Here is a 23,623-nt window from a genome sequence, read left to right as displayed (position 1 = left end):
GCGATTGTAGCTGTAGCGATTTTTTTCATTTTTAATATCCTCCTAAATTTTGTATATCTTTAACTATCTCGTGGCTACCTTCAATTTTCTATTTGCAATATCAATTTAATTTTTTCTTCGTTAATTAACGACAAGACACACTCTAACAGACACACAACCATTTGTGGGCGATGTTATTGCTTTGTAAATGAATCATAATAATGTAACGCTTTCTTGTAAAAATGATGTTTGATTTTTACAGAATTAAATTTACTTTCATGACAGTATTTATAGCATTTTATTCAACAATGTTGCACGAACTGTTGTAATTTATCTGATAATTTTACAACCTTATTTTTTCATAAAAAAGAGGTGAAACTTACGTTCCACCTCTTAAGAGTTAATCATCTTTTTACTATACGTATGACTATAATACATTGCCTTCATGATTGTTCTTATTTACTTTTATCTTCTAGATATTTCACAAACACATCTTTATAAAGATCAATATAGTTAAGATATGTATCTTTTTCTAAATATTCATCTACTTGATGTGCTTCAAGTGGTACACCAGGTCCGAAAATTGCAAAATCAACATCATCTTCGCGATCTTTTAATAAATTAGAACCGTCTGTTGTACCGATTAATGCGCTGACAATCATTTTATCATCAACATAATCAGGACCAATGTTAGCGATACATTTGACTAACGCGTTGTCTTTATCACTTTTTACCAAACTATTATCGCTTGGCACTTCGAAAGTTAATCTATCCTCATCTACTTCTTTGATGACATCTTTAAATAACTTCTTCACAAATTCGTTATCATATTCCGGTACAGTTCTAACATTATATTCTATGTAGGCATGTCCAGGAACTGAATTAAACTGACTTCCACCATTAATAATGGAACCAACCATTGAAAATCCTGATACAATATTTTCTTGTTCCTCAGTTAACGGATCATCAAGAAGGCTATTAAACATTGGCGCTACATCTAATTCATGTTTTGTATCTTCTTTTTTAATATCTTGATACTTGTTTTTCATTTGATTCACGAAATCAACAAGCGTATCTATCGCACTATCACCTAAGAATGGCACTGAACTATGCGTTGTTTTACCTTTCGCAGAAACTTTACAATCCATTGAACCTTTGTGTGCGTAAAATATCATACTTTTTGTAGGCTCGGCGATGATGAGCCCATCTACATCGTCCATGTACCCTTCTTTAGCAAATAATTTGGCACCTTCTTGCTCTTTTTCTTCTCCTGTAGTAGCTAATAAGCGTATTGTACCATCTTTTAAAGCATCTTCTTCTTTAAGCTCAATAAGTGAAATGACAAGTGCTGCAAGGCCACCTTTCATATCACTCGTTCCTCTACCATACAATTTCCCATCTTTTTCAGTGAGTTCGAACGGTGGATACGTCCATTCATTTTCATCTCCACTTGTCACAACATCCATATGACCACTTATTGCTAATACTGGAGAACCACTTCCAATCTCAGCTACGATATTTGCTCTTTTATCGTTTACTTTTAAAATATTTGAATCAATGTCGTGCTTTGATAATAACTTTTGTAGATACTGGCACACTTCGATTTCATTATCATTTTCTGTTCGAATCTCTACCATATCTGCCAATATTTGTAGTTTTTCTTCTTCACTAAATGTACTCATTTCATCACTACCTTTTTTGTTCTTCATTTATTTCTTAACAAAATACAGCAATGTTAAACATTATATAATATGATGAAAAAGTAGTATTAGTTTTAATAGATCACTAGTGTATGCATGGCAATGTTTTCACTGGAAATCGATTCAAATCGATCATGCTAACTGAATGTTTTAACCTTTTAAAGATATCGATGTGCTTTAAGATAATGGATGACGCGATCTACAGATTCTTCAATTGTTTCATTTTCCGTATCTAGAATAATTTCTGGATGTTCTGGAGCTTCGTAAGGTGCGCTAATTCCTGTAAATTCAGGTATTTCTCCAGCACGTGCTTTCTTATATAATCCCTTAGGGTCACGTTTCTCACATTCTTCAACGCTACATTGTGTATAGACCTCAATAAACTCATCGTCTTCAAGAATTGCACGAACGTTATCTCGATCTTCTTTATAAGGAGAAATAAATGCCGTAACAGTCAATGAACCGGCATCTACCATTAATTTGGCTACTTCTCCAATACGACGGATATTTTCAGTACGGTCTTCAGGGCTAAAACCTAAATTTTTATTTAAACCATGACGTACATTATCCCCATCTAAACGGTATGTTTGTTTCCCTTCATTGAATAATGCTTTTTCAAGAGCGACGGATACGGTTGATTTACCAGACCCAGACAATCCAGTGAACCATATCACTGCGCTTTTATGGCCATTACGATTTTGTCTTTCTTCTTTCGTTACTTCTGAATCATGCCAAGTAATATGATTAGATTCACTCATGTTATCTTTCCCCTCTATTTATTATTTTTGTTGTAATCCTTTAATAAGCACTTCAGCAACTTCTGGTCTAGAGAATTCAGGAGGTAGTGATTCACCATTACGTAACTTTTCTCTTACCTTTGTACCACTTAGATGCAAATGTTGCGATGCATCATGAGGGCATGTTTTAGCGGTTGCCATATTGCCACACGTTTCGCAATAAAACGCATGTTCAAATTTTAATATTTGAATATCTAGTTCATCTTCAAATTGAGAAATGAGTTCTTGTGCCTCGTATGTGCCGTAATAATCACCTACACCCGCATGATCACGTCCTACAATGAAATGTGTACATCCATAATTTTTACGTACTGTCGCATGAAGTATTGCTTCACGTGGCCCAGCATAACGCATAGCTGCTGGATAAATCACTAAACGCGCTCTATTTTCTGGGAAATAATTCTTAAGAATAGCTTGGTAACTTTCCATACGTACATCAGCTGGGATGTCATCAGACTTTGTTTCCCCAACTAGAGGATTTAATAATAGACCATCCACGATTTCTAACGCTGATTTTTGAATATATTCATGGGCACGGTGAACAGGATTTCTTGTTTGGAAGCCAACGACTGTTTTCCATCCTAAGTCATGAAATAACTGTCTTGTCTCAGATGGATCTAAATGATAATCGGAAAATTCATCATGTTTAGGACGATTCAATAATTGTATAGGACCTGCTAAATAAACATTTCCTTTTTCATATACCTTTTTCACACCTGGATGTGCTTCTTCAGTTGTTCCGTATACTAACTTCGCTTCTTTTTCTTTATCATATTTGTACTTTTCTTCTAATTTTAAAGTACCGTATAATTCTCCATCTTCACCATATAAGGCAACATGCTCTCCAATTTCTAGCTGATCCGCTTCATCTTCAGTTACTGGAAGTGTGATAGGAATACTCCAAACTAATCCATTTTCTAAATGTGTGTCTTCAACCACTGCCGTGTAATCCGCTTTGTTCATAAACCCTGTTAAAGGACTAAATCCGCCTATACCGATTAATTCTAAATCTGATATACTCCATGGATTTAACGTGATTGACTTATAGGATGAAGCTTCTTTGATTAAATGTTCTCTTTCTTCACCTTCGAGTACTCGATTAATTAATTCTCCACCATGTGGTTTGATTGTATAATTGATTACTTCTTCATTATTAGACATAGTTTCATAACCCCTTTATCCAATTAATTATATTTGTTTACTCGGCTTTTCTTGTAAGAAAAAGACAATAACTTGTTTCGAACCATCTGAACAATGAGTAGAACAATGATTGACGCAAGAATAATAAATCTAACTGTATTTGAAATTGTTGCATCTTTAACGAAATAACTTAATAATGCATTACTATTTGTGAATATAATTAAACCACCAACACAAATAGCTAAAATATTTATAGGTAAAATTTTAACTAGATAAGCAGAAATCGGAGCTGCAATCATTCCACCAACACTAAGCGCAATGACAGCGAACCAATTAATTTGCGTTAAACCTAAAAATATAATAAAGCTTAATGCAGCAGAAGATGTGACAAAAAATTCACTCGCTGAGACTGTACCAATCGCATAACGTGGTTGAATCTTCTTACTTGAAAGTAAAAGTGGCGTATTGACTGGTCCCCAGCCGCCACCACCTATAGCATCTAAAAACCCAGCGATCGCACCTTGTGGAATAACTTTGAAACTACTTAAATCTCCAACATGTGTATGATGTTCATGTGTTCTTTTAAATAGGAACTGATATAAAATATAGAACCCCATACTTAATAAAAATAATGCGATGAACGGTTTAATATAATCACCATGAATAAATGTTAAAACACCCGCTCCAATAAATGCGGAAATAGAACCAGGTATCGCAAGCTTTAACATCGTTGGCTTATGAACATTTTCGAATTTCCAGTGAGATGTTCCTGAAGCTGCAGTAGTTGCAATTTCTGAAAAATGAACCGTAGCAGAAACAACTGCTGGTGCGATGCCGTAAGTTAGTAGTATAGATGACGACGATGCACCGAATCCCATGCCGAGTGACCCATCTACAAGTTGAGCTAAGAAGCCTGCAATTGCGAATATTAACACTTTGCGCATATATTATACGCCCCCATTCTTCATTTGACTTGTGATTTAAGCCATCGGATGAATTCATGTTGCTTAGTCTCATCTAAATATTTTTCTGATAAAATTTGTTCAAGTAACGCTTGTTTATCAGATGGCTCTATTCTGAGTGCTTTAATGTATTGTCTACTTTCATATAAAAATTGAACGTAATCCGCGTAATCTTCGGTGTATGTATGTTCTAAATTTTTGATAATACGTTGGCCTAATTTCGGGCTTGCCCCTTCAGTAGAAACGCCAATCGTTAATCGGTTTCTTTTAAAGATATTCGGAAACGTTACATTACCTAATTCGGCTTGTCCCGCATGATTAAATAATGCATGTCGAGGTAATGCGTGCATCACCTCTTCATTTATCTTCTGATCATTAGTGGCTGCTATCACAAAGTCTGCATCATCAATATCTTGTGGTTCAAAGCACTTATTCGAATATGTGATACATTTTGTTTTAACCAGTTGTTCAATGGTCTCAGTTAAGGTTGGACTTACCACGTGAATCAATGTCGTATAATCTAATAATGTTTGAACGCGTCTCGTGGCGATTTTACCCCCGCCCACAATTACGACTTTCTTATCTGTTAAATCCAACATTAATGGCATATTCACGTTAAAGCCCTCCTGAAAGTTTATAGTATTCATCTTACTATTTTTCTTCATTTTCTGAAAATTAATATTAAAACAACGAAGGATTGATTCAAATCAGCATACGATTCAGATGTTACTTTGTCGATAAACTCAGTGACATTTCAGCTTGATCTGCTTGTTCTCTAAACCAATTAATCTTCTCTCTCATATGAACAACATCGCCAGCTATAATGATAGCTGGATTTTTAATTTGGTGTGACTTCTCTACAATAGTACTTAATGTACCTGTAACTGTTCTTTGTTGTTCTGATGTTCCCATATGAACAAGTGCTACAGGTGTATCAATTGAACGACCGTGTTTAATCAATAATTGACAGATTTCAGGAAGTCGTTTCACTCCCATATACACACATAAAGTTTCAGGTCCATTAGCTAGGTGTTCCCAATATTGTTCTTTAGTCATTCCTGTTTTATTCACTGCAGTTACGAACGCCACTGACGAACTAAAGTCACGATGCGTAACAGGAATGCCTGCATATGCAGGTGCTGCAATGCCAGAGGTAATGCCTGGCACAACTTCGAAAGGAATATTGTGATTTGCTAGCTCTTCTGCTTCCTCGCCACCTCTGCCAAAGACAAAAGGATCGCCACCTTTTAAGCGTGTAACTGTATGCCCTTTTTTAGCTAAAGCGACCATCATTTTATTCGTTTCCTCTTGAGGTAAAGCATACCTATTAGGGTCCTTACCACAGTAGAAGAATTTGGTCGAGGGTGATGCAAATTCTAAAATTTTCTTATTAACAAGACGATCGTAAAGTATAACGTCAGCCTCTTTGATGGCTTTTAACCCTTTAATCGTTAATAAATCAGGATCACCAGGACCTGCGCCAACTAGAAATACCTTGCCCATATCAATCACTTCCCTTTAGATTAGCTATGGAAGTCTCGACCATCGTGAACTTTCGCTACGACACCTGAACGGATAACGAAGTCACCAAAGTGTTCGCCGTCTAAGCGCTCTTTTCCGTAACTTATCAATAATGGACGTAAACTATTTAGAATTTCATTTTCATCAATATTTTCTTTATACAATTTATTAAGACGTTCGCCTTTGAAGCCACCGCCTAAATACATATTATATTTGCCTGGGGCTTTTCCGATAAATGCAACTTCCGCAAGCGCTGGACGCGCACAACCGTTTGGACAACCTGTCATACGGATTGTGATTTCATCGTCTTGTACACCCGCTTCGTCTAATAGGTCTTCTATCTTAGAAATAAGTGATGGTAAATATCTTTCAGATTCTGCCATCGCTAACCCACAAGTGGGGAAGGCTACACATGCCATAGAATTCCTACGTAATCCAGTATAGTTCTTGCCATCAGTCAAGCTATATTTATCAATAATGGCTTGAATTTCATCTTTTTTCTCTGGTGTTACATTGGCGATGACTAAGTTTTGGTTAGGTGATAGTCTGAAGTCTCCTGTATGAATTTCAGCTATTTCTCTTAATGCTGTTTTCAATTGATAATCTTCAGTATCTTTGACACGGCCGTTTTGGATAAATAAAGTAAAATTCCAATTACCATCCCCTTCAATCCAACCTAAACGGTCACCGTTATGTTCAAATTCAAAATCACGTGCCTCTTCAATCTCCCATCCTAAACGACGATTCAATTCTTCTTTAACCCACTGTTCTCCTAGTCGATCAACAGTATATTTAAAACGTGCGTTTTTACGATTTTCACGATTACCATAATCACGTTGAATCGTAAGTAATTTTTCGCAGACCTCTACAGCACTCTCTTTAGGAATGAAACCGATAAGTCGACCAAGTTGAGGGTATGTGTTTGTATTACCATGCGTCATACCCATGCCTCCACCAATAGTGACATTAAATCCAACTAATTCGCCGTTATCCACGATAGCGATTAATCCAATATCTTGAGAATACACGTCGATATCATTTGAAGGTGGTACCGCAATACCGATTTTGAATTTACGTGGTAGATAAGTACTGCCGTATATCGGTTCCTTTTCCACACTAGAATCTAAAACTTTCTCACCGTCTAGCCAAATTTCATGATACGCGCCCGTACGAGGTAAGAGATGATTACTTATATGAGTGGCGTAATCATTCACTTCCTTATGCACTTGAGATTGATAGGGATTCGGATTACACATAGTATTACGATTCACATCTCCACATGCAGCGATAGAATCTAGCACAGCGTTATTAATTTCTTTCATTGATTGTTTTAAATTACGTTTGAGAATGCCGTGGAATTGGAATGCCTGTCTCGTCGTTAATTTAATCGTATGATTGGCATGGTTGTTTGAAATTTCATCCATGGCTATCCATTGATCTGGTGTCGCTTTACCCCCGGGAACGCGCACACGAATCATAAAACTATATGCGGGTTCTAATTTTTGTTTACGTCGTTCATCTCTTAAGTCTCTATCATCTTGCATGTAACTTCCGTGGAACTTTAATAGTTTTGCATCATCCTGTGAAATTGCGCCCGTAATAGGATTAGCAAGACCTTGTTCAATTGTGCCACGTAGAAAGTCACTATCGGCTTTTAAATATTCCATTTCATCAAGATTGTTACCAAGTTCTTCTGAAATTTGCTTATTTGTTTTAGCCATGTATCCCCCATCCTTTCAATTAATACACGTCTCGTTGATATCTCTTATCTCGTTTCAATTGTTTTAAATATTCTTCTGCATCGTCTTCAGATAAGTTTTGTTCTTTCATTAATACTTCTCTAATTGCTAAGTGAACATCTTTAGCCATTTTACTTTCATCACCACAAACGTAGATTGCACCGCCATTCTCAATCCATTGATTAAATTGTTCACTATTTTCAGCAATCTTATGTTGCACATACACTTTTTGGTCTGTATCTCTTGAAAATGCCACATCCAACTTAGATAGTGTTCCATCGTTTAACCATTCTTGCCATTCTGTTTGGTACAAGAAATCAGTTGTAAAGTGTTGTTCACCGAAGAATAACCATGTATTACCTTTAAATCCTAGTTCTTCACGTTCTTGCATGTAAGATCTAAAAGGTGCTACGCCTGTACCAGGACCAATCATAATAACTGGGGTTTCTTCATTTTGAGGGAATTTAAAGTTCGGATTACGTTTCAAGTAGATTGGCACCGTATCTCCTTCTTGAATTCTCTCAGCAAATTGGACTGAGCATACCCCTGTACGATCTCGACCATGCGCATTGTATCTGACAGCTCCTACAGTAATGTGCACTTCATCAGGCGTTGCTTTATAACTACTAGATATTGAATATTCTCTAGGTGGTAACTTTCGCAATAATTGATACATATTTTCCGGCTGTAAATCCGTTGTAGCAAAGTCATTTAATAAATCGATTAAGTCGCGTCCTTCGATATAATTTTGAATCCACGCTTTATCTTGAACTTTCTCCGATAGTTCTTCATTGTCGAAGAAAGTGGCCGCATTCTCTATTAACGGTTTCGTTAATTTCGTAATTTCAAAGTGTGATGTTAATGCTTCCTCAAGATTAAGTGTGTCTCCATCATCATTGATTAATACTTGAGTATCTGGACTCCAACCTAATGTACTGATTAATAAATCAACAAGTGCTGGGTCGTTCTGAGGTAAGACCATCAGACAGTCGCCCGGTTCGTATTCTTCACCAAAATTATCAAGTAGTAATTCAACATGTCTTGTTTCTTTATTCGAACCTCGACCGTTTAAATTAATATTCGTCAAAACTTCAGCATCATAAGGATTGGACTTAGAGTATTTCTTCTCCTTTGCGGACTTTATTGATTCACTCACCACTTGTTCACTATCTGTATCAGCTGGCGTAGAATCTATGGCATTGATGACATTGGCCATCCACTTTTCAGCGTCTTCATCATAATCCACATCACAGTCGACGCGGTCATAAATTCTTTCCGCACCAAGTTCTGCAAGGCGATTATCGAAATCCTTACCTGTTTGACAGAAGAATTCATATGTCTGGTCACCTAAAGCTAACACTGAGAATCGCACACCATCTAATTTAGGCGCTTTACGACCATGAATATATTCATGTAGTTCAACTGCGTTATCTGGTGGATCACCTTCACCATGCGTTGCTGTAACGATAAATAGGTCTTCAACTTTTTTAAGATCTTTCGGTTTGAAATCATCCATAGACTTGAGCGTGACTTCGTTTCCAATATCTGATAAACGTTCTTCAAATATTTCTGCTAATCCTTGTGCATTACCTGTTTCAGATCCATAAAGAATGGTAATCGAACGTTTCTGTGGTATAACTTCAGGCTCTTTCTCTTGCAACATCTCTTCTGTTTTCTGTTCTACGGATGGTGTTGAAGAAGTTGTACCATTAAGAGAGGTTTCTCCATTTGCAACATTCGATTGTTGATTTGCTATAAGGTAGCCACTCAACCATACTTTTTGGTCTGGTGTTAGGGTTTGGAGTAATTCATTAATCTGTGATGCTTGCCCTTCAGTAAAGGGACTATTAGTGACACTTAAGTTCAATCATATACACCTCTTATCTATAATATCCCGATATTTTGTTTACTCTATATTTGAAAATGAATTTGCAATATCGTCAATTCTAGTATGTACCAAATATTCTCTACAGTAAAACAAAGAAAATAAAGCATTGTGTCGGACAATGAGTATACATGAGCCACCGATAATGTTCTTCGTTTATCATTTCAAACATCATACTCACATAGTCAAAATGCAACCTATTCTTTATACCTTATCGGAATACTAGGTTTTAATTGTAAAAAATTTTATTTACCTTTATGGTTTGTCAGCAACATGTAATCCGCATTCTGTTTTCTCGAAGTTAGACCATCTTCCAGCACGTGAATCATTCGAGTCAAATACAGGCGCAGTGCATGGAATACAGCCGATACTAGGATAATGCTGATCATGTAATTCATTGTAAGGTAAGTCATTACTCTTGATGTAGTCCCAAACCTCGTCTACTGTCCAATAAATTAACGGACATACTTTAACTGATTTAAAACGTTCATCTTTATTAATAAAATCTGTGTTAGCACGTGTTGGTGATTGAGCACGTCTTAATCCAGAAACCCAAGCTACAGCTCCAGATAATACCTCTTCAAGTGGCTTTATCTTTCTGATATAACAGCACTGGTTTGGATTGTTCTTCCATAAGGCCGGATTATATTTTTCAGCCTGCTCTTCTAATGTAAGTTCTGGTTTCTTCATTTTAATACGAAGTTGTGGATATTTGTCTCTCACTCTATCGATTAAATCATAAGTTTCTTGAAAATGTAGATCAGTATCTAGAAAAACGATTTGAGCATCTGGTTTAATTTGAGAAATTAAATCGATGAGTACCATACTCTCTGCACCGAAACTACAAGAATAAACAATGTCGTCACCATATGTTTTGTACGCCCAATTTAATATTTGATAAGCGCCCTTTGTTTCATCGTCAGTATTGATAGCGTTAATAAATGGATCGCCCGTAAAACTTTGATAAGTAATCTTATCGACTGAAATCAATTTATGGTACCCCCTTGTTCATAAATTTATTCAATTATGTTAATTCCTATCTGAATTGTCAGAATAATTATGTTTTATACTTTAACTACTTTTATATTGAAAGTCAAGATGAGAGTGTAAATATTCATGATTAATTTTTAGAAAATAAATAAAAAAATTTCCTTCAAAGCGTCATTCAATTCAGAACGACTTTGAAGGAAACTTATCGTTAATCTTTGTATTCATTTAATAATTCTTTGATGTGTGCTTCCATTTCTTCTGGCTTATCAAATGGTAAATATTTTCCTACAACTTTACCATTTCTATCAATGATAAATTTAGTGAAATTCCATTTGATTGGTGAACCAAATAATCCTGGTTTTTCACGTTTCAATAAAGTATATAAAGGATGTTCATTTTCTCCATTCACATCAGTCTTTGAATGAATTGGAAATGTGATACCAAACTGTTGTCGATACGTGTCGTATATTTCCTCTATCGACCCCGGTTCTTGGTTGTCAAAGTTGTTGCATGGAAAGCTTAGAATGACTAAGCCCTCTTCTTTATAATGTTGATATAACGTTTCTAGTCCTTCAAATTGATCACTTAATGCGCAATTAGTTGCGGTATTTACAATAATTAGAACTTTTCCTTTATATTTTTCTAAAAAGTAGGTAGAGCCATCATAATTTTCAACTTCTATATCATAAACATCCTTACTCATTGAGATACACCTCTACATCATTGCGAATTTTAATAAATCAATAGCGCCACTAGATGCTCCAGGGAAAGCAAAAATATTTTGATTTAATTCTTGAGCAGTCATTTGTTTATTAATAATAAATACTAATAGATTGACTAAATCATTTGCATCATTACCATAAATTTCTGCACCGACTAATCGTTGATGACGATCTAATACTATAGACATTTCTGCTTCAGTTTCATTTTTATATTCAAACACCATCTGTTTACCAAACGGAATATCTTTAACAGTATAGTCATCACTCTTTTGAGCCTCACTTACTGTGACACCAATTTGAGACAATCTTGGCAATGAATATAATACTGAAGGAATTGCTGAATATTGAATTGCATTCTGATCTAATCCAAGAATATGCGCAGCGATATAATTAGATTCAAATGTTGCAGTTGGAGTTAGTTTAGGAATCGTCTTGTCAATTACATCGCCACTTGCATATATGTTTTTCACATTTGTTCTTAAATAATCATCGACTTTTATACCTTTATCGCTAAATTCAATGTTTACATTTTCTAAACCAATCTCTTGCACGTTTGGTTTTCTTCCTGTCGCATCTAGTACGTACTCTGTTTCAATAGATAACCCAGATTCAGTCGTCACAACAAAATGTTGTCCGTCTTTTTTAACTGATTGAGTATTTTCATTGAAATAAAATTGTACGCCTTCTGATTTTAGTTTTTCAATTAATTTATTTACATGAGATGTGTTAAAGCCTTTTAAAGGTTCATTTGAATGATGAATCACATTAACTTCAACACCTGATTTAATCATGATAGATGCGAATTCTATACTTATGATACCCGCTCCAATAAAAGTTATACTTTGGGGTAGAGATTCCATTGATAAGAAATCACGACTATCATACGTGAGTTCTTTCCCATCAATATCTAATTTATTACTGTGCTGACCTGTAGCAACCACTATGAAATCTGCTTGGATTTGATTACCTTCTACATCGATGGTATATTCATCCACAATTTTACCTTTTCCCATAATGACATCAATGCCTTGTTGTTCAAACATTGATTTAAGGCTGCCTGACATCGGGTGAATCACTTCTTTTTTATAATCCATTAAATTTTGCCAATTCACGGCGAGGTTTTGAGTGTTAATGATATTTGAATATTGCTCCGCTTCTTCTAAGACTTCGTATGGCCCTTCAAGTAAAATTTTGGCATTACAGCCATAGTTAGTGCATGTTCCAGCAATTGTATCTTTCTCAACAATCGCAACAGATTTACCAAATTGTTTTAAAGTTAATGCGGCATGCCATGCTGCGTGTCCACTTCCTAGAAATACAACGTCATATTTTTTCATTTTCCTCATCCTTTACTTATTTTTGTATGAGTGCTTTGAGTGTGTGTTCTAGTTCGTCGAATACTCGTTTGGTTTCATCATATTCATCTATATTAAACTCTTTTGGTAAACAACGAGATATGGCTGCGAATACAGCATCTTGTTGTTGATGACCTTTGTGAGTAAGCGAGACAATTAATTGTCTTTTATCCTCTTGCGCGCGTTCTCTTTTAACCCATCCTGCTTGTTCGAGTCTTTTTAATAGTGGTGTCAACGTGTTACTAGATAAATCTAATTGTTGCCCAATGACATTCAGTGGTTGTTCATCATTTTCCCATAAAACTAATAACACGAGATATTGTGAATAGGTTAAACCGAACTGTTTAAGTTCTTTCTCGTAAAATTGTGCAAATAAGCGACTTACATTATATGCGGAAAAACATAGTTGATTCGCAAGTCCTCTGTATTGTTGATTCACACATTCACCTCTTTTCAATCGTACACGATTGATTGCATTCTGTTACATTGTGTAATGCAAATCAAAAATTCTGCATAATTGTATGCCAAATAAAAAAAGAGTTGCTTTCGCAACTCTTTGCAACTTTTACTCTTCGAATGATACTGCTCCTCTCAGCCATCGCATCAATACTGATTAAAAGTTATATTTGATCAACATTTTCGATAACAGAGACTTTCCCATCTTTAGTGTTAACTAATACTGAGAAATCATTATCTTTATTACTGTCATAAATTAATTGGTTGGTTTTTCTTTCATCTGGTTCGTTGTATGTTTGGATAAATTGATCTTCCGACACATTACTTGGTGCTATACCAACTTGAACAACTTCATCATTTTCATAAGCCACTGCCAAGTTGCCATATGTTTCATAATTATAATTTGAACCCTCTACATTTCCATTAGATTTACCAAATTTATCTTCTACTTCTTTACGTGTCATACCTTTGTATATACCGTGATATCCACGTGTCGAAGCAGATTTCATATAATTTTTATCAAAATCGCTACTAAAGATATCAATGCGAGGACCTTTGGAAGTTGAATCACTTTTACTTTGCGAATCATTCGAATCCGTTTGAGTCGTTTGTGTTGATTCTGCTTCTGTATCATCATTCTTAACATAATGATTATAGGCGTAATACCCACCATACAGAACTGCGGCAATTAATAAAACAAAGATGATAGATAACAACACAATCCACACTGTGGGTTTCTTCTCTTCTTTCTGTTGATATAGTTGATAATTTCGATGATTACCATTCGATTGAGGTGAATGATTTTGATTCGATTGTTTAATATGCGTTCCACATTTATTACAGAATGATTGTCCCTCTTTCAATTGATTTCCGCAATTTGGACAATATTTCATTACGCTTCACTCTTTTCCGTTAAAAAATACGCTTCCCTAAGTTTATTTACTTGAGTTAAACCTGATTTCATTAAAATAAATACGAGTAACCAAGCAATAATAATTAATAAGATCATTTTAAGATTCATGCTTCCTAAAATGGTAATATCTGTATCCCAAATACAATGTAAAATTACTGAGGCAAAAAAGAAGAACAAGAAACGTTTATCTAATATATTGCTCCACTCAAATTGACGTTCTCCTTTAGCTATAACAACTGCAGCACCAACGATAGCAGCCCACACTAAGTGTCCCCCTAAAGATGACCATCCTCTTAAGACAATGACATCAGTCATCGCACTTAAACTATCTACAGATTGCAACCCTGAATTAAGTATGTAACCAGCTGTCTCAAACACTGCAAATCCCGCTCCTATAGAAGCGCCTACTAATAAACCATTTAAAATTTTATTTGTTTTTAAATAATTGATAAATAAAATTACTATAATAGCTTTCCCAATTTCTTCAATTAAACCAACTAAAAATGCGTCTCTAATCGTCATGATGCCATAAAATTGAAATTCGTCACTAAACGTAACAAAATTATACAATATAATTGTACTGATTAAAGAAAAGACTCCACCAATAAAGAACATTTTCATAACATCAAAAATGCTGATATTTTTAAATGCATTAGATTCAAAAAAGAAAATCAAACCGGAAATAGGAACTGTTAAAGCACCTATAAATATCATCCCTGGAATACTGTTCTCATTTCCAAGAACATTAGTTAACACCCATAACACACCGAAAGTAATAGCCAAAGCTATAAACACTCTAGAAAATACCCATGGCTTACTCCATTCTTCCGAAACTTCACTTATATGAGGCGTTGTGTTTCGTGTACCTGCAATGAATACTTCGTCTGAATCATGTTTATTGTGATGTTTAAAAACTTCAGAGAACATGTCTCTCAAGTTTAATTTTAAGCTTTCATCATTTCCAGCTAATTTCCCTATAGATTTCGTTGTACTATTAAATAAATTTTTAGCTTCCTCAGTAAAATTAATACTCTCGGTTGCTTCTTTCTCAATGTGATTATTTGTGTTTGAATAATTTGTTGCAACTATACTCGAATTTATTTGTGTTTCTGACTTTTCAATCGGACTACCACAATTCATGCAAAATTGATCATTCTCCCCGACAACTTCAGAACATGCTGGACACTTTCTTTCTAAATTATTTTCAGAATGATTCTCCCCATGCCCCTCAGTTTTACTTCCACAATGGGCACAAAATTTATCATCCTTTTGAATGACTCCTCCACAATTTGAACATTGCATAACCAACCCTACTTTCATTTTCTCTTTAAAATAAGTTGTTACACAATATTTTAAATTATTTTTTATAGAAAATCTATACTCTTAATAGTTTAAATTACTCTTATTTACCTTACTTCTCCTATTTAAATGTAAAAGTTATACTTCAATATCAGTCATTAAAATATTTATACATATAAAAATAACCACTCCAAACTTTTTTGGAGTGGTTATTTTTTCAAATTACTTCGTATTGTTTGATCATTACCGTGTCGTCTCAGCCAACATTTGTACCTCATCATTCGCATTCAGACCCTTTCTATCATACTTCAAATACGTATGAAATTTTTTCTATTTATTTTTCATCATAATTATCTTCATAGCGAGTGCGTTGTCGATAGCCATAGGTACTTTCTTTGATTAATTGGTCATTTAAAAGACCTGCACCAATGGCACCTGCAACTGTTGAAATGGAAGCTGCAAACCAAGGAATACTTAGATAAAGGTCTGGACCAGCGGGACCTTTGAGACTTACTTGTTGACCGAGGAAATCAGCTGGTAGTAATACAAGTTCGGCAATTAAGAATAATAAGTAAAGAATAATATAGTAGATAATAATTGCGATGACTAGAGTCATGACTGTTGTTGCATTATATAGCCAAGTAATGCGTTTATTGTTGCTCTCTTTGACAGATTCCCATAAATTGTGTGACATCATTATCCAAATAAGCATGCCAATAACCGCTATAATTGAAATACCAAATAAACGCCACATTGAGAAACTATTTGCCATTTGCCACATTGTCGTAAACACTAAACCAAATGCGCCAGTTGTAAAGGCAATTGCTACGATATTACTTAAACTTGCCATCATGTTTAATGGATTGTTCGCGAAAGTCATCCCACTGACAAGTCTAAACATACCTCTAGAACGTGAATCAGATAAATATCTTAAATGGTAAGAGTCTGTCTCTTCTAAATATACTTTTGTTTTACTAATTTTCGAGAGAGGAAATTGTCTACTAACAGAAGTTTCAATATTGTTATTATCATCATAATTACGATCTACATTTTCCGCTTCGTGTAATTCTTGAATGATGCTTACTATTGCTTGTTTAAATCTTTTCTTAACAGGTCGCCATCCAAATGCAGGATATGAAAAGATAGCAGCGCCGTTGTACATATTAATATCCAATGCCATCACTTGATGTTCAGCAAACATCGGCAAATCTGTGATGGAAATAACGTAATCCCATTGACGTTTATCATGATAATCTGCAACTTTCTTGAAAATTTCATCTACAGATTCTGCGAAACCAGTTAATGGATCAGTGACTAAATCAACCGTCCATTCCTTCTTATTGTTGTACTGTTCGGAAAGTACGTCTGGTAGTTCTTGGATTAAACTTTCACCTAACCGTTCTGTGACACCAGGTGCTACAACAAGACCAATTGTTATTTTTTCTGTTTCTGTCATGACTCATCCTCCTCTCTGTGTCCTTGTTTTTTGCCTTCATATTGCTCATCTTTATTTTCATTACTAGATGCTTGTTGTTCCACTTTTTGATGAGAAACATCTTGAGATTCCTCTTGTTGCTCTTGTTCTTGTTCTGCTTCTTTATAACGATGATATTGTCGATAAGAGTACGTAATACGACGTATTTTTTCTTCATTTTCAACTGTGGAACCCATAGCACCTGCTAATAAACCTAATGATGCGACAAACCAAATCAATCGCAGATAATTCGTAAATGTGAACTGCGCTTTAGCGCTTGTCCAACTATTGAATAAATCGACGGGTACAAATAATGTAATACTAATCGCTAGTAAGATATATAAAATGAAATAATTGATAAGTGTAATCATACTTAAAGTGACGAGTGTCGTTGAATTATAAATATAACGGTACACACGTTGCGACTTTGCAGTCTTTCTCTCCAATAGCTGATGCGCATAGAAGAGCCAGCCCGCCATTCCTACTATGGCAATGACCATCAATAATATTAATCTGAATGGTGAATAGATGACACTTAACTCCCATGGCATGGAGAAGATAGAAATATAAGTTCCTGTTGCAAAGGCTACGGAAATAATCTTCTTAAAGTTAAATATATTCTTCCACGGTTGATTTGCACGTGTCAGACCCGCAACGAGCTGTATCCAACTCATAATAAACAACGTATTAATATAGCGCTCTTTAGATGATTCATCTTCTTCAGGTTCAACTGCTTTCATACGTACAAACGGATGAGGCGCATTTTTACTTTTTGGTTTTTCATAATAAAGTTGTTCAATCAAAGAAGTTACCGTTTTGATCAATTTACGTTTTAAATCAATAACGCCAAGTGATGGCAAAGATAACATTGCCACTTGTTTCTCACTATTATAATCACTGATAACGACTTTATTATCAGAAATACTTGGTAAATCTGTTAAACAAATGACATAATCCCATTGATGTTGCTCTTTGAGTTTTGCAGCTTTATCAACACTCTCATGCACATCCTCCGCTGAACCAATCATCAAGTCTACTTTAATATCAAAGTTCCAGTGATTGTCCCCGTCAATACGTTCAGTGAGTAGTTTCTTTACTCTTGGTATTATTTTCTTCGCATGTTCATGCGCAACACCGGGTGAAGGTATGATGCCTACTGTATGCATGTGTTAGTGAACCTCCTTTCGTTTTCATTTTCAGGAAAATTAAATTTAATATAACTAAAGTGTACGTCTACGCCGATTGATACGGGTTTCAACGCACACTTGTGTTCATTCATTTATCAAATTCCAATTGTAACATTTATTTCGCTAGTACGAGTGGTGAAAAGATAACATAACTTAATACAACGAGTAAAAGAATGATAGTACCTGCAATATAACGATATTTCATGGTGTTGTATCAACAACTGCTTTACGTGACTTCAAGTCGTACTCACTTGACGGTTTAATCTTATTGAAAATTAATACAATAGCTAAATCTACAAAGAATAATACGCTAAACGTATATAGATAGTTGATTTGCGTAAATACGAGACTGATAATTGCGTATAGCACAATGTGTGTTGCAAGTGCCACTTTAGCACCTAATTTCGAAGTTTGTTTAGAGAAAAAGGCTACTAAAATAAGTACTAAAACTGGCATACTATATACACCATTAAATTGTTGTACAACTGCGTATAATCCACTTGGGAATAATGAAATGACTGGCGCAAGTCCTACTACAATTGCCCCAATGACAACGGTAGCAATATGACCTACACGTGCGATGTGTTTGTCGGATTTATTTTTCCCGAAAATAGGTTTATAGAAATCTAACGTCAATAACGTTGTTGTACTATTTAGAGAACCTACAAATGAACTTAAAATCGCACCGAAAATCACCGCACCAAATAAGCCGAACGCCCAATCTGGTAGAACGGAACTGACAAGTGCAGGATACGCGTTATCTGAAGTTTTGATACTACCATTGAAATAGTTATACGCTACCACACCTGGTAACACGGTAAATAAAGGACCGAATACCTTGAATAAACTTAAGTAAATTGCACCTTTTTGTGATTCTTTTAAGTTTTTAGCGGCAAGTGCTTTTTGTACAATCATTTGGTTAGCGCACCAAAAGAATAAGTTATTGAAGAACATACCAAAGAAAAGCGTTGGCCATGGCACGATATCGGAATCGATCTTACCGAAACCGTTCAATTTCTCAGGTGTGTTTTGGACCATTTTATCGAAACCGTGTAAGAAACTACCATCACCTAGGTGGCCTAATCCAAGAATTGTAATCGCAAGACCGCCAACAATGAGCGCCATTCCATAAATTGAATCACTAAATGCACTCAATGATAAACCGCCAACGAAGAGATAGAGAATCCCTACGATACCGATAACTGAAGAAATAATAATGACAGCAGTAGTACTGCTCACACCTAAATATTTGTCGACGTTAAACATTTTGTTGAAAACGAGTGACCCTGAGTAAAGTACTACAGGTAAAAAGGAAACTACATACGTGAAGATAAATAAGATGGATACAAATCGTTTAGTGAATGTATCATATCTCAGTTCTAGGAATTCTGAAATTGTGCTTACACCATATTGTAGATATTTAGGTAGAAACACCCATGCAAGTAATACAACTGCGACAGCTGCAGTGACCTCCCAAGCCATTACTTCCATGCCTTGTGCGTAACTTTGACCATTTTGTCCTACAATTTGTTCTGTAGATAAATTGGTCATAATAATCGTAGAAGCGACTGTAAATCCTGTTAGACTGTTACCTCCCATAAAGTAACCGTCCGAACTATCTGTTTTAACCTTTCTTGATTGCAGATAGGCATATAATGATATACCCCCTACAACTAGAATGAATAAGACTATCGATATCCAATTCATTCTTTAAACAACCTCCCTCAAATTTTAAGTTGAACTTTGCACGCAAGATATATATAGACGTAAATATTATTTTTAAAACTTCATTTTCATATACGCATTGAATTGTGCGCATTGAAGAATTCTAGACTAATTCATTAATATTTTCAATAGTTGTATGTAAATTTCATTTTCATAAACAAATCAGTTTGGAAATTTATATTATATAATAGGAAGAAACTCGTTCGTAATGCATCTGATTTGCGTAAAAAATCGACCCAACTTGCGTGTCAGGTCGATATTGGACATTAATATTAAACTAGTATTTATAGCTGTTTAATATTTAAAAGGATCTTCTTCTTTTTTATCTTTGCGAAGTTGTTCTTCTTTATCAATAAAATCGTTATCTTTATGCGTATTAGCGTTTAAGTCTTGATGGTTGGCATGATTGTCTCTATTCTCATTAACGTTTTGAGTGTCATTGTGGCTATCATTTGAATAGTGTTCTTTAATGTCTTGTTGTTCATTTTTCTTGTCTTCTTCAGATAAAATAAATAAATTGTTTTTTTCGTTTACTTGTTGATCGCCGTTTTCATAGCGTTCATGATTGTTGTTACTTTGATATTCGTTATTTGCATAGGCACCATTATGGTTATTGTTGTCATAATTATCATAGTTATCATCTTTAGGTTTACGTGCTAATAACATGATACCTGCAATAAGCCATAGAATTCCTGCGATAAAGCTTGTAAATATACCTATTATACCTGCAATGATGAGTAAAATACCTGCAACTTTAGGTTTTTTACTAATTAAAATCGTACCTATAATTGCAAGAATCAATAATGCAATTAAAAATATAATAAAACCTGTTCCCATACTTGATAACATACCATAAGATTGGTTAAGTTGATCAGATGATACGTTTGGATTTGAACTTTGACTACTGTTAATCATTTCATCTTTAAAATCTTTATTGCCCATCATGGAAACCATTAAAACAATAAAACCTAAGTATAAAAGATGGAGAATATTTCCAATCCAGGATAGAACTTTTTCACCAGTACGTTTAATCATGTTTATTATTCCTCCTTTTTAAGTTATTTATTTTATACCCTCACATATGAGATTTATTCCTGATAAATAAAAAATGGATACTAACTTTTTGATAATATCCATTTTAATTATAGATATTTAATTTGAAGTATTAAACAATTTAGCGTCTACTATTAACAATCATGTAATAAATACGCGAAGTAATCCAGTACATGAGAGAGTATATAGCAATAAATACTACAATTACTCCTAAGTAACTTGTCGCAAACATTCCAATGTCTTTAACTGTTACGAATCCAAGAAGATTAAAAATTATTTTAGATGCAACCAAGGTGTGAATCATTGCTACAATTACAGGTATTGAGAATATCCAGATGATTTGTTTGTTTATAATTTGTTTAATCAAACTTTGTTCTAATCCAATTTTCTTCATGACTTCGTATTCGTGTCGATCATCGTACCCCTCAGAAATTTGTTTATAATACATCATCAAGAATATCGCAATGAGTAAGACAAATGATACAACTGTGCCGACAAATATTAACCCTCCATTAACTCCTATCCACTGCCTCTTAAACGTTGGTTTATCCTCTATGAATCCTTTAATCTTTTTATTAATTTTATTCATTTGAACATGTGTCAGAGGTTTATCTTCCATATTATTAAACTCTATATGAGAACTTGAAGGATAAATTTTTTCACGATTATCTTTATTTAAATAATTAAATATCTTTGTCTTTGTTTGATTATTCTTCGTTACGATATAGGCACCATCCATGACGTTATCTAAAGTATTGATATTCATTTTTTTGATATGCTTCACCTTATATACAGTTCCATTAATTTCTATTTTATTAGCCTTGCTTAATAAACTATTATCCGTGTTAATGGCAATTTCATTACTTTTAAGATTAAGATGGGAATGGTAATGATTATAATCGGCAAGTGGCATAAAAGTTATTGTAAAATAGTGAGGTACTTGTTTAGATAAATAGAATAATCTACCATCAAATTGATTTGAGCTCGGATTCAATGTTGAACCATTTTTGTTCACTTCTAATTCAGTATTAATTGTATCTAAGGTATATCTTTTAAACGTATCAGTTTTGACATGTTTTTTAATATAATCTTCTGTTTTTGTCATATCTTTTTTTACTTTTTTATCTTTATGAAAGTCGCCACTCATATTGACTTTATATTGATTCGCCCATATATTATCTAATCTTTCATTGAAACCTCTGTATGTTTGAATTGTCATACCTAAAGTGACTATAAGAAAAGTAGATAATAACGAAATGGTAGCCAAACTTACCGCATTGGATTTCAAACGACTTCTTAGGTTAGATACGGTAAAAAAGTTATTGGTCTTATAGTAGAATTTTGGTATTTTTTTCAAACAATCTAGTACTACAACGCTCAAAGATATAAAAAGAAAGTACGTGCCTAGAAATACGCAGAACATCGCCACAAATATAGACGCTAATGAACCCATTGCCGAATTATCTTGTAAGGCAATGCTATACCCAGTGCCTGTCGCAAGGATGCCCAATACCAATACAATATAGGTGAAAAGTTTAGACGTTTTCCCTGACTTTTTTACGTTTTGATCGACTAGTTTAAGCGGACTTTGGAAAGTTACTTTTATAATATTAATCATATTGAGAACGCTTAAAACTACAATCAGCATCGTTAAAGTAATTAACATGGACTTAAAGTCAAATGGGTAATCAACTAAACTCGCATTTTTGCCTATCCATACCTTACTTATAAGCATAAAAAATAAAGAACCGAATAAATATCCACCAATCATACTAATACAACTTATAATTATGAAATTAATAAAAGATTCAATAATAAGTACAATTTTAAGATGTTTCTTCTCCATCCCTAAAATCATATATACTGCGAATTCTCGTTGCCTTCTCTTAATCACAAAGTTATTTGCATAAACAACAAAAATCAATGTCAACATAGACATTAGTACATTACCGAGTATGGCAAATAGTGGCAAAAAGCTATTATGCTTTTGAGTATAGGTGTTTTGTGTAATCGAGATTAATATGTACTCTATAGCAAACATAATACTTACAGCAATAATAAATGGGATGATAATATGACGTTGTGTAACGTAACTTCGTTTAACCATTTGCCAAAGCATCTTGAATGTCACACTAATCACCTCTCCCATTTAAGATGGCTAAACTGTCGGCAATACGTTTCTGATATTCATCTCGAGATTCTTCACCACGATAAATTTCGTGATATAATCTACCATCTTTGATAAAAATCACACGTTCGGCATAGGAGGCATCAATATTGGAGTGTGTGACCATTAATATCGTTTGATTATTTTGGTTAATTTCTCTAAAGAGTTTCATAAGGTTTTTAGAAGTTTTAGAATCAAGCGCGCCTGTTGGTTCATCGGCGAGAAGTAATTTAGGTTGAGCGATCAGTGCACGGGCTATGGCAACACGTTGCTTTTGACCACCTGAAATTTCGTATGGATATTTATCTAGTAGATCATGAATCCCTAATTGAGTACTTATCGATTTAAGACGTTCGTCCATCGTTTTAGGGCGTTCATTCGCAAGGACAAGTGGCATCAAAATATTATCATTGTTGGACATAGTATTAAGTACGTTGAAGTCTTGAAAGACAAACCCTAATGTTTCCCTGCGAAAACGGGCAATTTCTTTATTTCGCAATTTATTAATCGCTGTACCATTCAACGTAATAAAGCCTTCAGTTAATTTATCGAAAGTTGC

The 23,623-nt window shown here is 34.5% G+C and carries 19 protein-coding genes and 1 pseudogene; all 20 read right to left on the bottom strand.

Annotation, left to right across the window (positions count from 1 at the left end; translation table 11 throughout):
* Nucleotides 1-434: 434 nt before the first annotated feature.
* Nucleotides 435-1,661, bottom strand: a complete 1,227-nt coding sequence (locus tag HMPREF3264_RS01210; protein WP_070830083.1) for an ArgE/DapE family deacylase — start codon at nucleotides 1,659-1,661, stop codon at nucleotides 435-437.
* Between the two features lie 176 nt (nucleotides 1,662-1,837).
* Nucleotides 1,838-2,437 carry an adenylyl-sulfate kinase gene (cysC, locus tag HMPREF3264_RS01205; protein ID WP_070830082.1) on the bottom strand — a complete coding sequence of 200 codons (600 nt, stop codon included), beginning with the start codon at nucleotides 2,435-2,437 and terminating at the stop codon, nucleotides 1,838-1,840.
* A gap of 21 nt (nucleotides 2,438-2,458) precedes the next feature.
* Nucleotides 2,459-3,637, bottom strand: coding sequence for a sulfate adenylyltransferase (gene sat / locus HMPREF3264_RS01200; RefSeq protein ID WP_070871654.1), 1,179 nt, complete (start codon nucleotides 3,635-3,637; stop codon nucleotides 2,459-2,461).
* 23 nt (nucleotides 3,638-3,660) lie between these two features.
* On the bottom strand, nucleotides 3,661-4,560 hold the full coding sequence (locus HMPREF3264_RS01195) for a sulfite exporter TauE/SafE family protein (protein ID WP_002444510.1): 900 nt from the start codon (nucleotides 4,558-4,560) through the stop codon (nucleotides 3,661-3,663).
* Nucleotides 4,561-4,580: 20 nt separating this feature from the next.
* Nucleotides 4,581-5,192 carry an NAD(P)-binding protein gene (locus HMPREF3264_RS01190; RefSeq protein WP_037541711.1) on the bottom strand — a complete coding sequence of 204 codons (612 nt, stop codon included), beginning with the start codon at nucleotides 5,190-5,192 and terminating at the stop codon, nucleotides 4,581-4,583.
* 112 nt (nucleotides 5,193-5,304) lie between these two features.
* On the bottom strand, nucleotides 5,305-6,081 hold the full coding sequence (gene cobA, locus HMPREF3264_RS01185; protein WP_070871653.1) for a uroporphyrinogen-III C-methyltransferase: 777 nt from the start codon (nucleotides 6,079-6,081) through the stop codon (nucleotides 5,305-5,307).
* A gap of 20 nt (nucleotides 6,082-6,101) precedes the next feature.
* Complete coding sequence (cysI, locus tag HMPREF3264_RS01180; RefSeq protein ID WP_070871652.1) at nucleotides 6,102-7,820, bottom strand: assimilatory sulfite reductase (NADPH) hemoprotein subunit; 1,719 nt, start codon at nucleotides 7,818-7,820, stop codon at nucleotides 6,102-6,104.
* A gap of 19 nt (nucleotides 7,821-7,839) precedes the next feature.
* Nucleotides 7,840-9,705: an assimilatory sulfite reductase (NADPH) flavoprotein subunit gene (locus HMPREF3264_RS01175; RefSeq protein ID WP_070871651.1), complete on the bottom strand. Its 1,866-nt coding sequence runs from the start codon at nucleotides 9,703-9,705 to the stop codon at nucleotides 7,840-7,842.
* 273 nt (nucleotides 9,706-9,978) lie between these two features.
* Nucleotides 9,979-10,710 (bottom strand): phosphoadenylyl-sulfate reductase, encoded by a 732-nt coding sequence (locus HMPREF3264_RS01170; RefSeq protein WP_070871929.1) that lies wholly within the window; start codon nucleotides 10,708-10,710, stop codon nucleotides 9,979-9,981.
* Between the two features lie 211 nt (nucleotides 10,711-10,921).
* Nucleotides 10,922-11,416, bottom strand: a complete 495-nt coding sequence (locus tag HMPREF3264_RS01165) for a glutathione peroxidase (protein ID WP_070871650.1) — start codon at nucleotides 11,414-11,416, stop codon at nucleotides 10,922-10,924.
* A 12-nt stretch (nucleotides 11,417-11,428) separates the two neighbouring features.
* Nucleotides 11,429-12,772 carry a dihydrolipoyl dehydrogenase family protein gene (locus HMPREF3264_RS01160; RefSeq protein WP_070871649.1) on the bottom strand — a complete coding sequence of 448 codons (1,344 nt, stop codon included), beginning with the start codon at nucleotides 12,770-12,772 and terminating at the stop codon, nucleotides 11,429-11,431.
* Between the two features lie 16 nt (nucleotides 12,773-12,788).
* On the bottom strand, nucleotides 12,789-13,229 hold the full coding sequence (locus tag HMPREF3264_RS01155) for a MarR family winged helix-turn-helix transcriptional regulator (RefSeq protein ID WP_002444528.1): 441 nt from the start codon (nucleotides 13,227-13,229) through the stop codon (nucleotides 12,789-12,791).
* Between the two features lie 181 nt (nucleotides 13,230-13,410).
* Nucleotides 13,411-14,139, bottom strand: coding sequence for a zinc-ribbon domain-containing protein (locus HMPREF3264_RS01150; RefSeq protein ID WP_002444529.1), 729 nt, complete (start codon nucleotides 14,137-14,139; stop codon nucleotides 13,411-13,413).
* Nucleotides 14,139-15,461, bottom strand: coding sequence for a PrsW family glutamic-type intramembrane protease (locus tag HMPREF3264_RS01145; RefSeq protein WP_070871928.1), 1,323 nt, complete (start codon nucleotides 15,459-15,461; stop codon nucleotides 14,139-14,141). The genes HMPREF3264_RS01150 and HMPREF3264_RS01145 overlap by 1 nt, the downstream gene beginning before the upstream one ends.
* Nucleotides 15,462-15,792: 331 nt before the next feature.
* Nucleotides 15,793-16,914 carry a 5,10-methylene-tetrahydrofolate dehydrogenase gene (locus HMPREF3264_RS01140; RefSeq protein WP_070871648.1) on the bottom strand — a complete coding sequence of 374 codons (1,122 nt, stop codon included), beginning with the start codon at nucleotides 16,912-16,914 and terminating at the stop codon, nucleotides 15,793-15,795.
* Nucleotides 16,911-18,098, bottom strand: coding sequence for a 5,10-methylene-tetrahydrofolate dehydrogenase (locus HMPREF3264_RS01135; RefSeq protein WP_070871647.1), 1,188 nt, complete (start codon nucleotides 18,096-18,098; stop codon nucleotides 16,911-16,913). The genes HMPREF3264_RS01140 and HMPREF3264_RS01135 overlap by 4 nt, the downstream gene beginning before the upstream one ends.
* 136 nt (nucleotides 18,099-18,234) lie before the next feature.
* Nucleotides 18,235-19,826: pseudogene (locus tag HMPREF3264_RS01130) on the bottom strand (solute:sodium symporter family transporter).
* Between the two features lie 312 nt (nucleotides 19,827-20,138).
* Nucleotides 20,139-20,879: a DUF4064 domain-containing protein gene (locus tag HMPREF3264_RS01125; RefSeq protein WP_070871646.1), complete on the bottom strand. Its 741-nt coding sequence runs from the start codon at nucleotides 20,877-20,879 to the stop codon at nucleotides 20,139-20,141.
* Between the two features lie 139 nt (nucleotides 20,880-21,018).
* The gene (locus tag HMPREF3264_RS01120; RefSeq protein WP_256323946.1) at nucleotides 21,019-23,004 is read right to left on the bottom strand and encodes an ABC transporter permease; all 1,986 of its coding nucleotides are present in this window, start codon (nucleotides 23,002-23,004) and stop codon (nucleotides 21,019-21,021) included.
* 25 nt (nucleotides 23,005-23,029) lie between these two features.
* Nucleotides 23,030-23,623, bottom strand: a 594-nt coding sequence (locus HMPREF3264_RS01115) for an ABC transporter ATP-binding protein (protein ID WP_070871644.1), incomplete at its 5' end; no start/stop codon positions are given.

It is taken from the genome of Staphylococcus sp. HMSC62A08 (assembly GCF_001839105.1).
Lineage (GTDB): Bacteria > Bacillota > Bacilli > Staphylococcales > Staphylococcaceae > Staphylococcus > Staphylococcus caprae.
Note: the sequence above shows the minus strand (reverse complement) of the source record. Positions and strands in the feature narration are given on the sequence as shown.

Bases quoted from the DNA above. Each gene is read 5' to 3' on its own strand.
- HMPREF3264_RS01150 (WP_002444529.1), bottom strand. From the start codon at position 14,139: ATGAAATATTGTCCAAATTGCGGAAATCAATTGAAAGAGGGACAATCA.
- HMPREF3264_RS01165 (WP_070871650.1), bottom strand. From the start codon at position 11,416: ATGAGTAAGGATGTTTATGATATAGAAGTTGAAAATTATGATGGCTCT.
- HMPREF3264_RS01145 (WP_070871928.1), bottom strand. From the start codon at position 15,461: ATGCAATGTTCAAATTGTGGAGGAGTCATTCAAAAGGATGATAAATTT.
- cysI (WP_070871652.1), bottom strand. From the start codon at position 7,820: ATGGCTAAAACAAATAAGCAAATTTCAGAAGAACTTGGTAACAATCTT.
- HMPREF3264_RS01140 (WP_070871648.1), bottom strand. From the start codon at position 16,914: ATGACAGAAACAGAAAAAATAACAATTGGTCTTGTTGTAGCACCTGGT.
- HMPREF3264_RS01160 (WP_070871649.1), bottom strand. From the start codon at position 12,772: ATGAAAAAATATGACGTTGTATTTCTAGGAAGTGGACACGCAGCATGG.
- HMPREF3264_RS01125 (WP_070871646.1), bottom strand. From the start codon at position 20,879: ATGATTAAACGTACTGGTGAAAAAGTTCTATCCTGGATTGGAAATATT.
- HMPREF3264_RS01135 (WP_070871647.1), bottom strand. From the start codon at position 18,098: ATGCATACAGTAGGCATCATACCTTCACCCGGTGTTGCGCATGAACAT.
- HMPREF3264_RS01195 (WP_002444510.1), bottom strand. From the start codon at position 4,560: ATGCGCAAAGTGTTAATATTCGCAATTGCAGGCTTCTTAGCTCAACTT.
- HMPREF3264_RS01120 (WP_256323946.1), bottom strand. From the start codon at position 23,004: ATGGTTAAACGAAGTTACGTTACACAACGTCATATTATCATCCCATTT.
- HMPREF3264_RS01210 (WP_070830083.1), bottom strand. From the start codon at position 1,661: ATGAGTACATTTAGTGAAGAAGAAAAACTACAAATATTGGCAGATATG.
- cobA (WP_070871653.1), bottom strand. From the start codon at position 6,081: ATGGGCAAGGTATTTCTAGTTGGCGCAGGTCCTGGTGATCCTGATTTA.
- sat (WP_070871654.1), bottom strand. From the start codon at position 3,637: ATGTCTAATAATGAAGAAGTAATCAATTATACAATCAAACCACATGGT.
- cysC (WP_070830082.1), bottom strand. From the start codon at position 2,437: ATGAGTGAATCTAATCATATTACTTGGCATGATTCAGAAGTAACGAAA.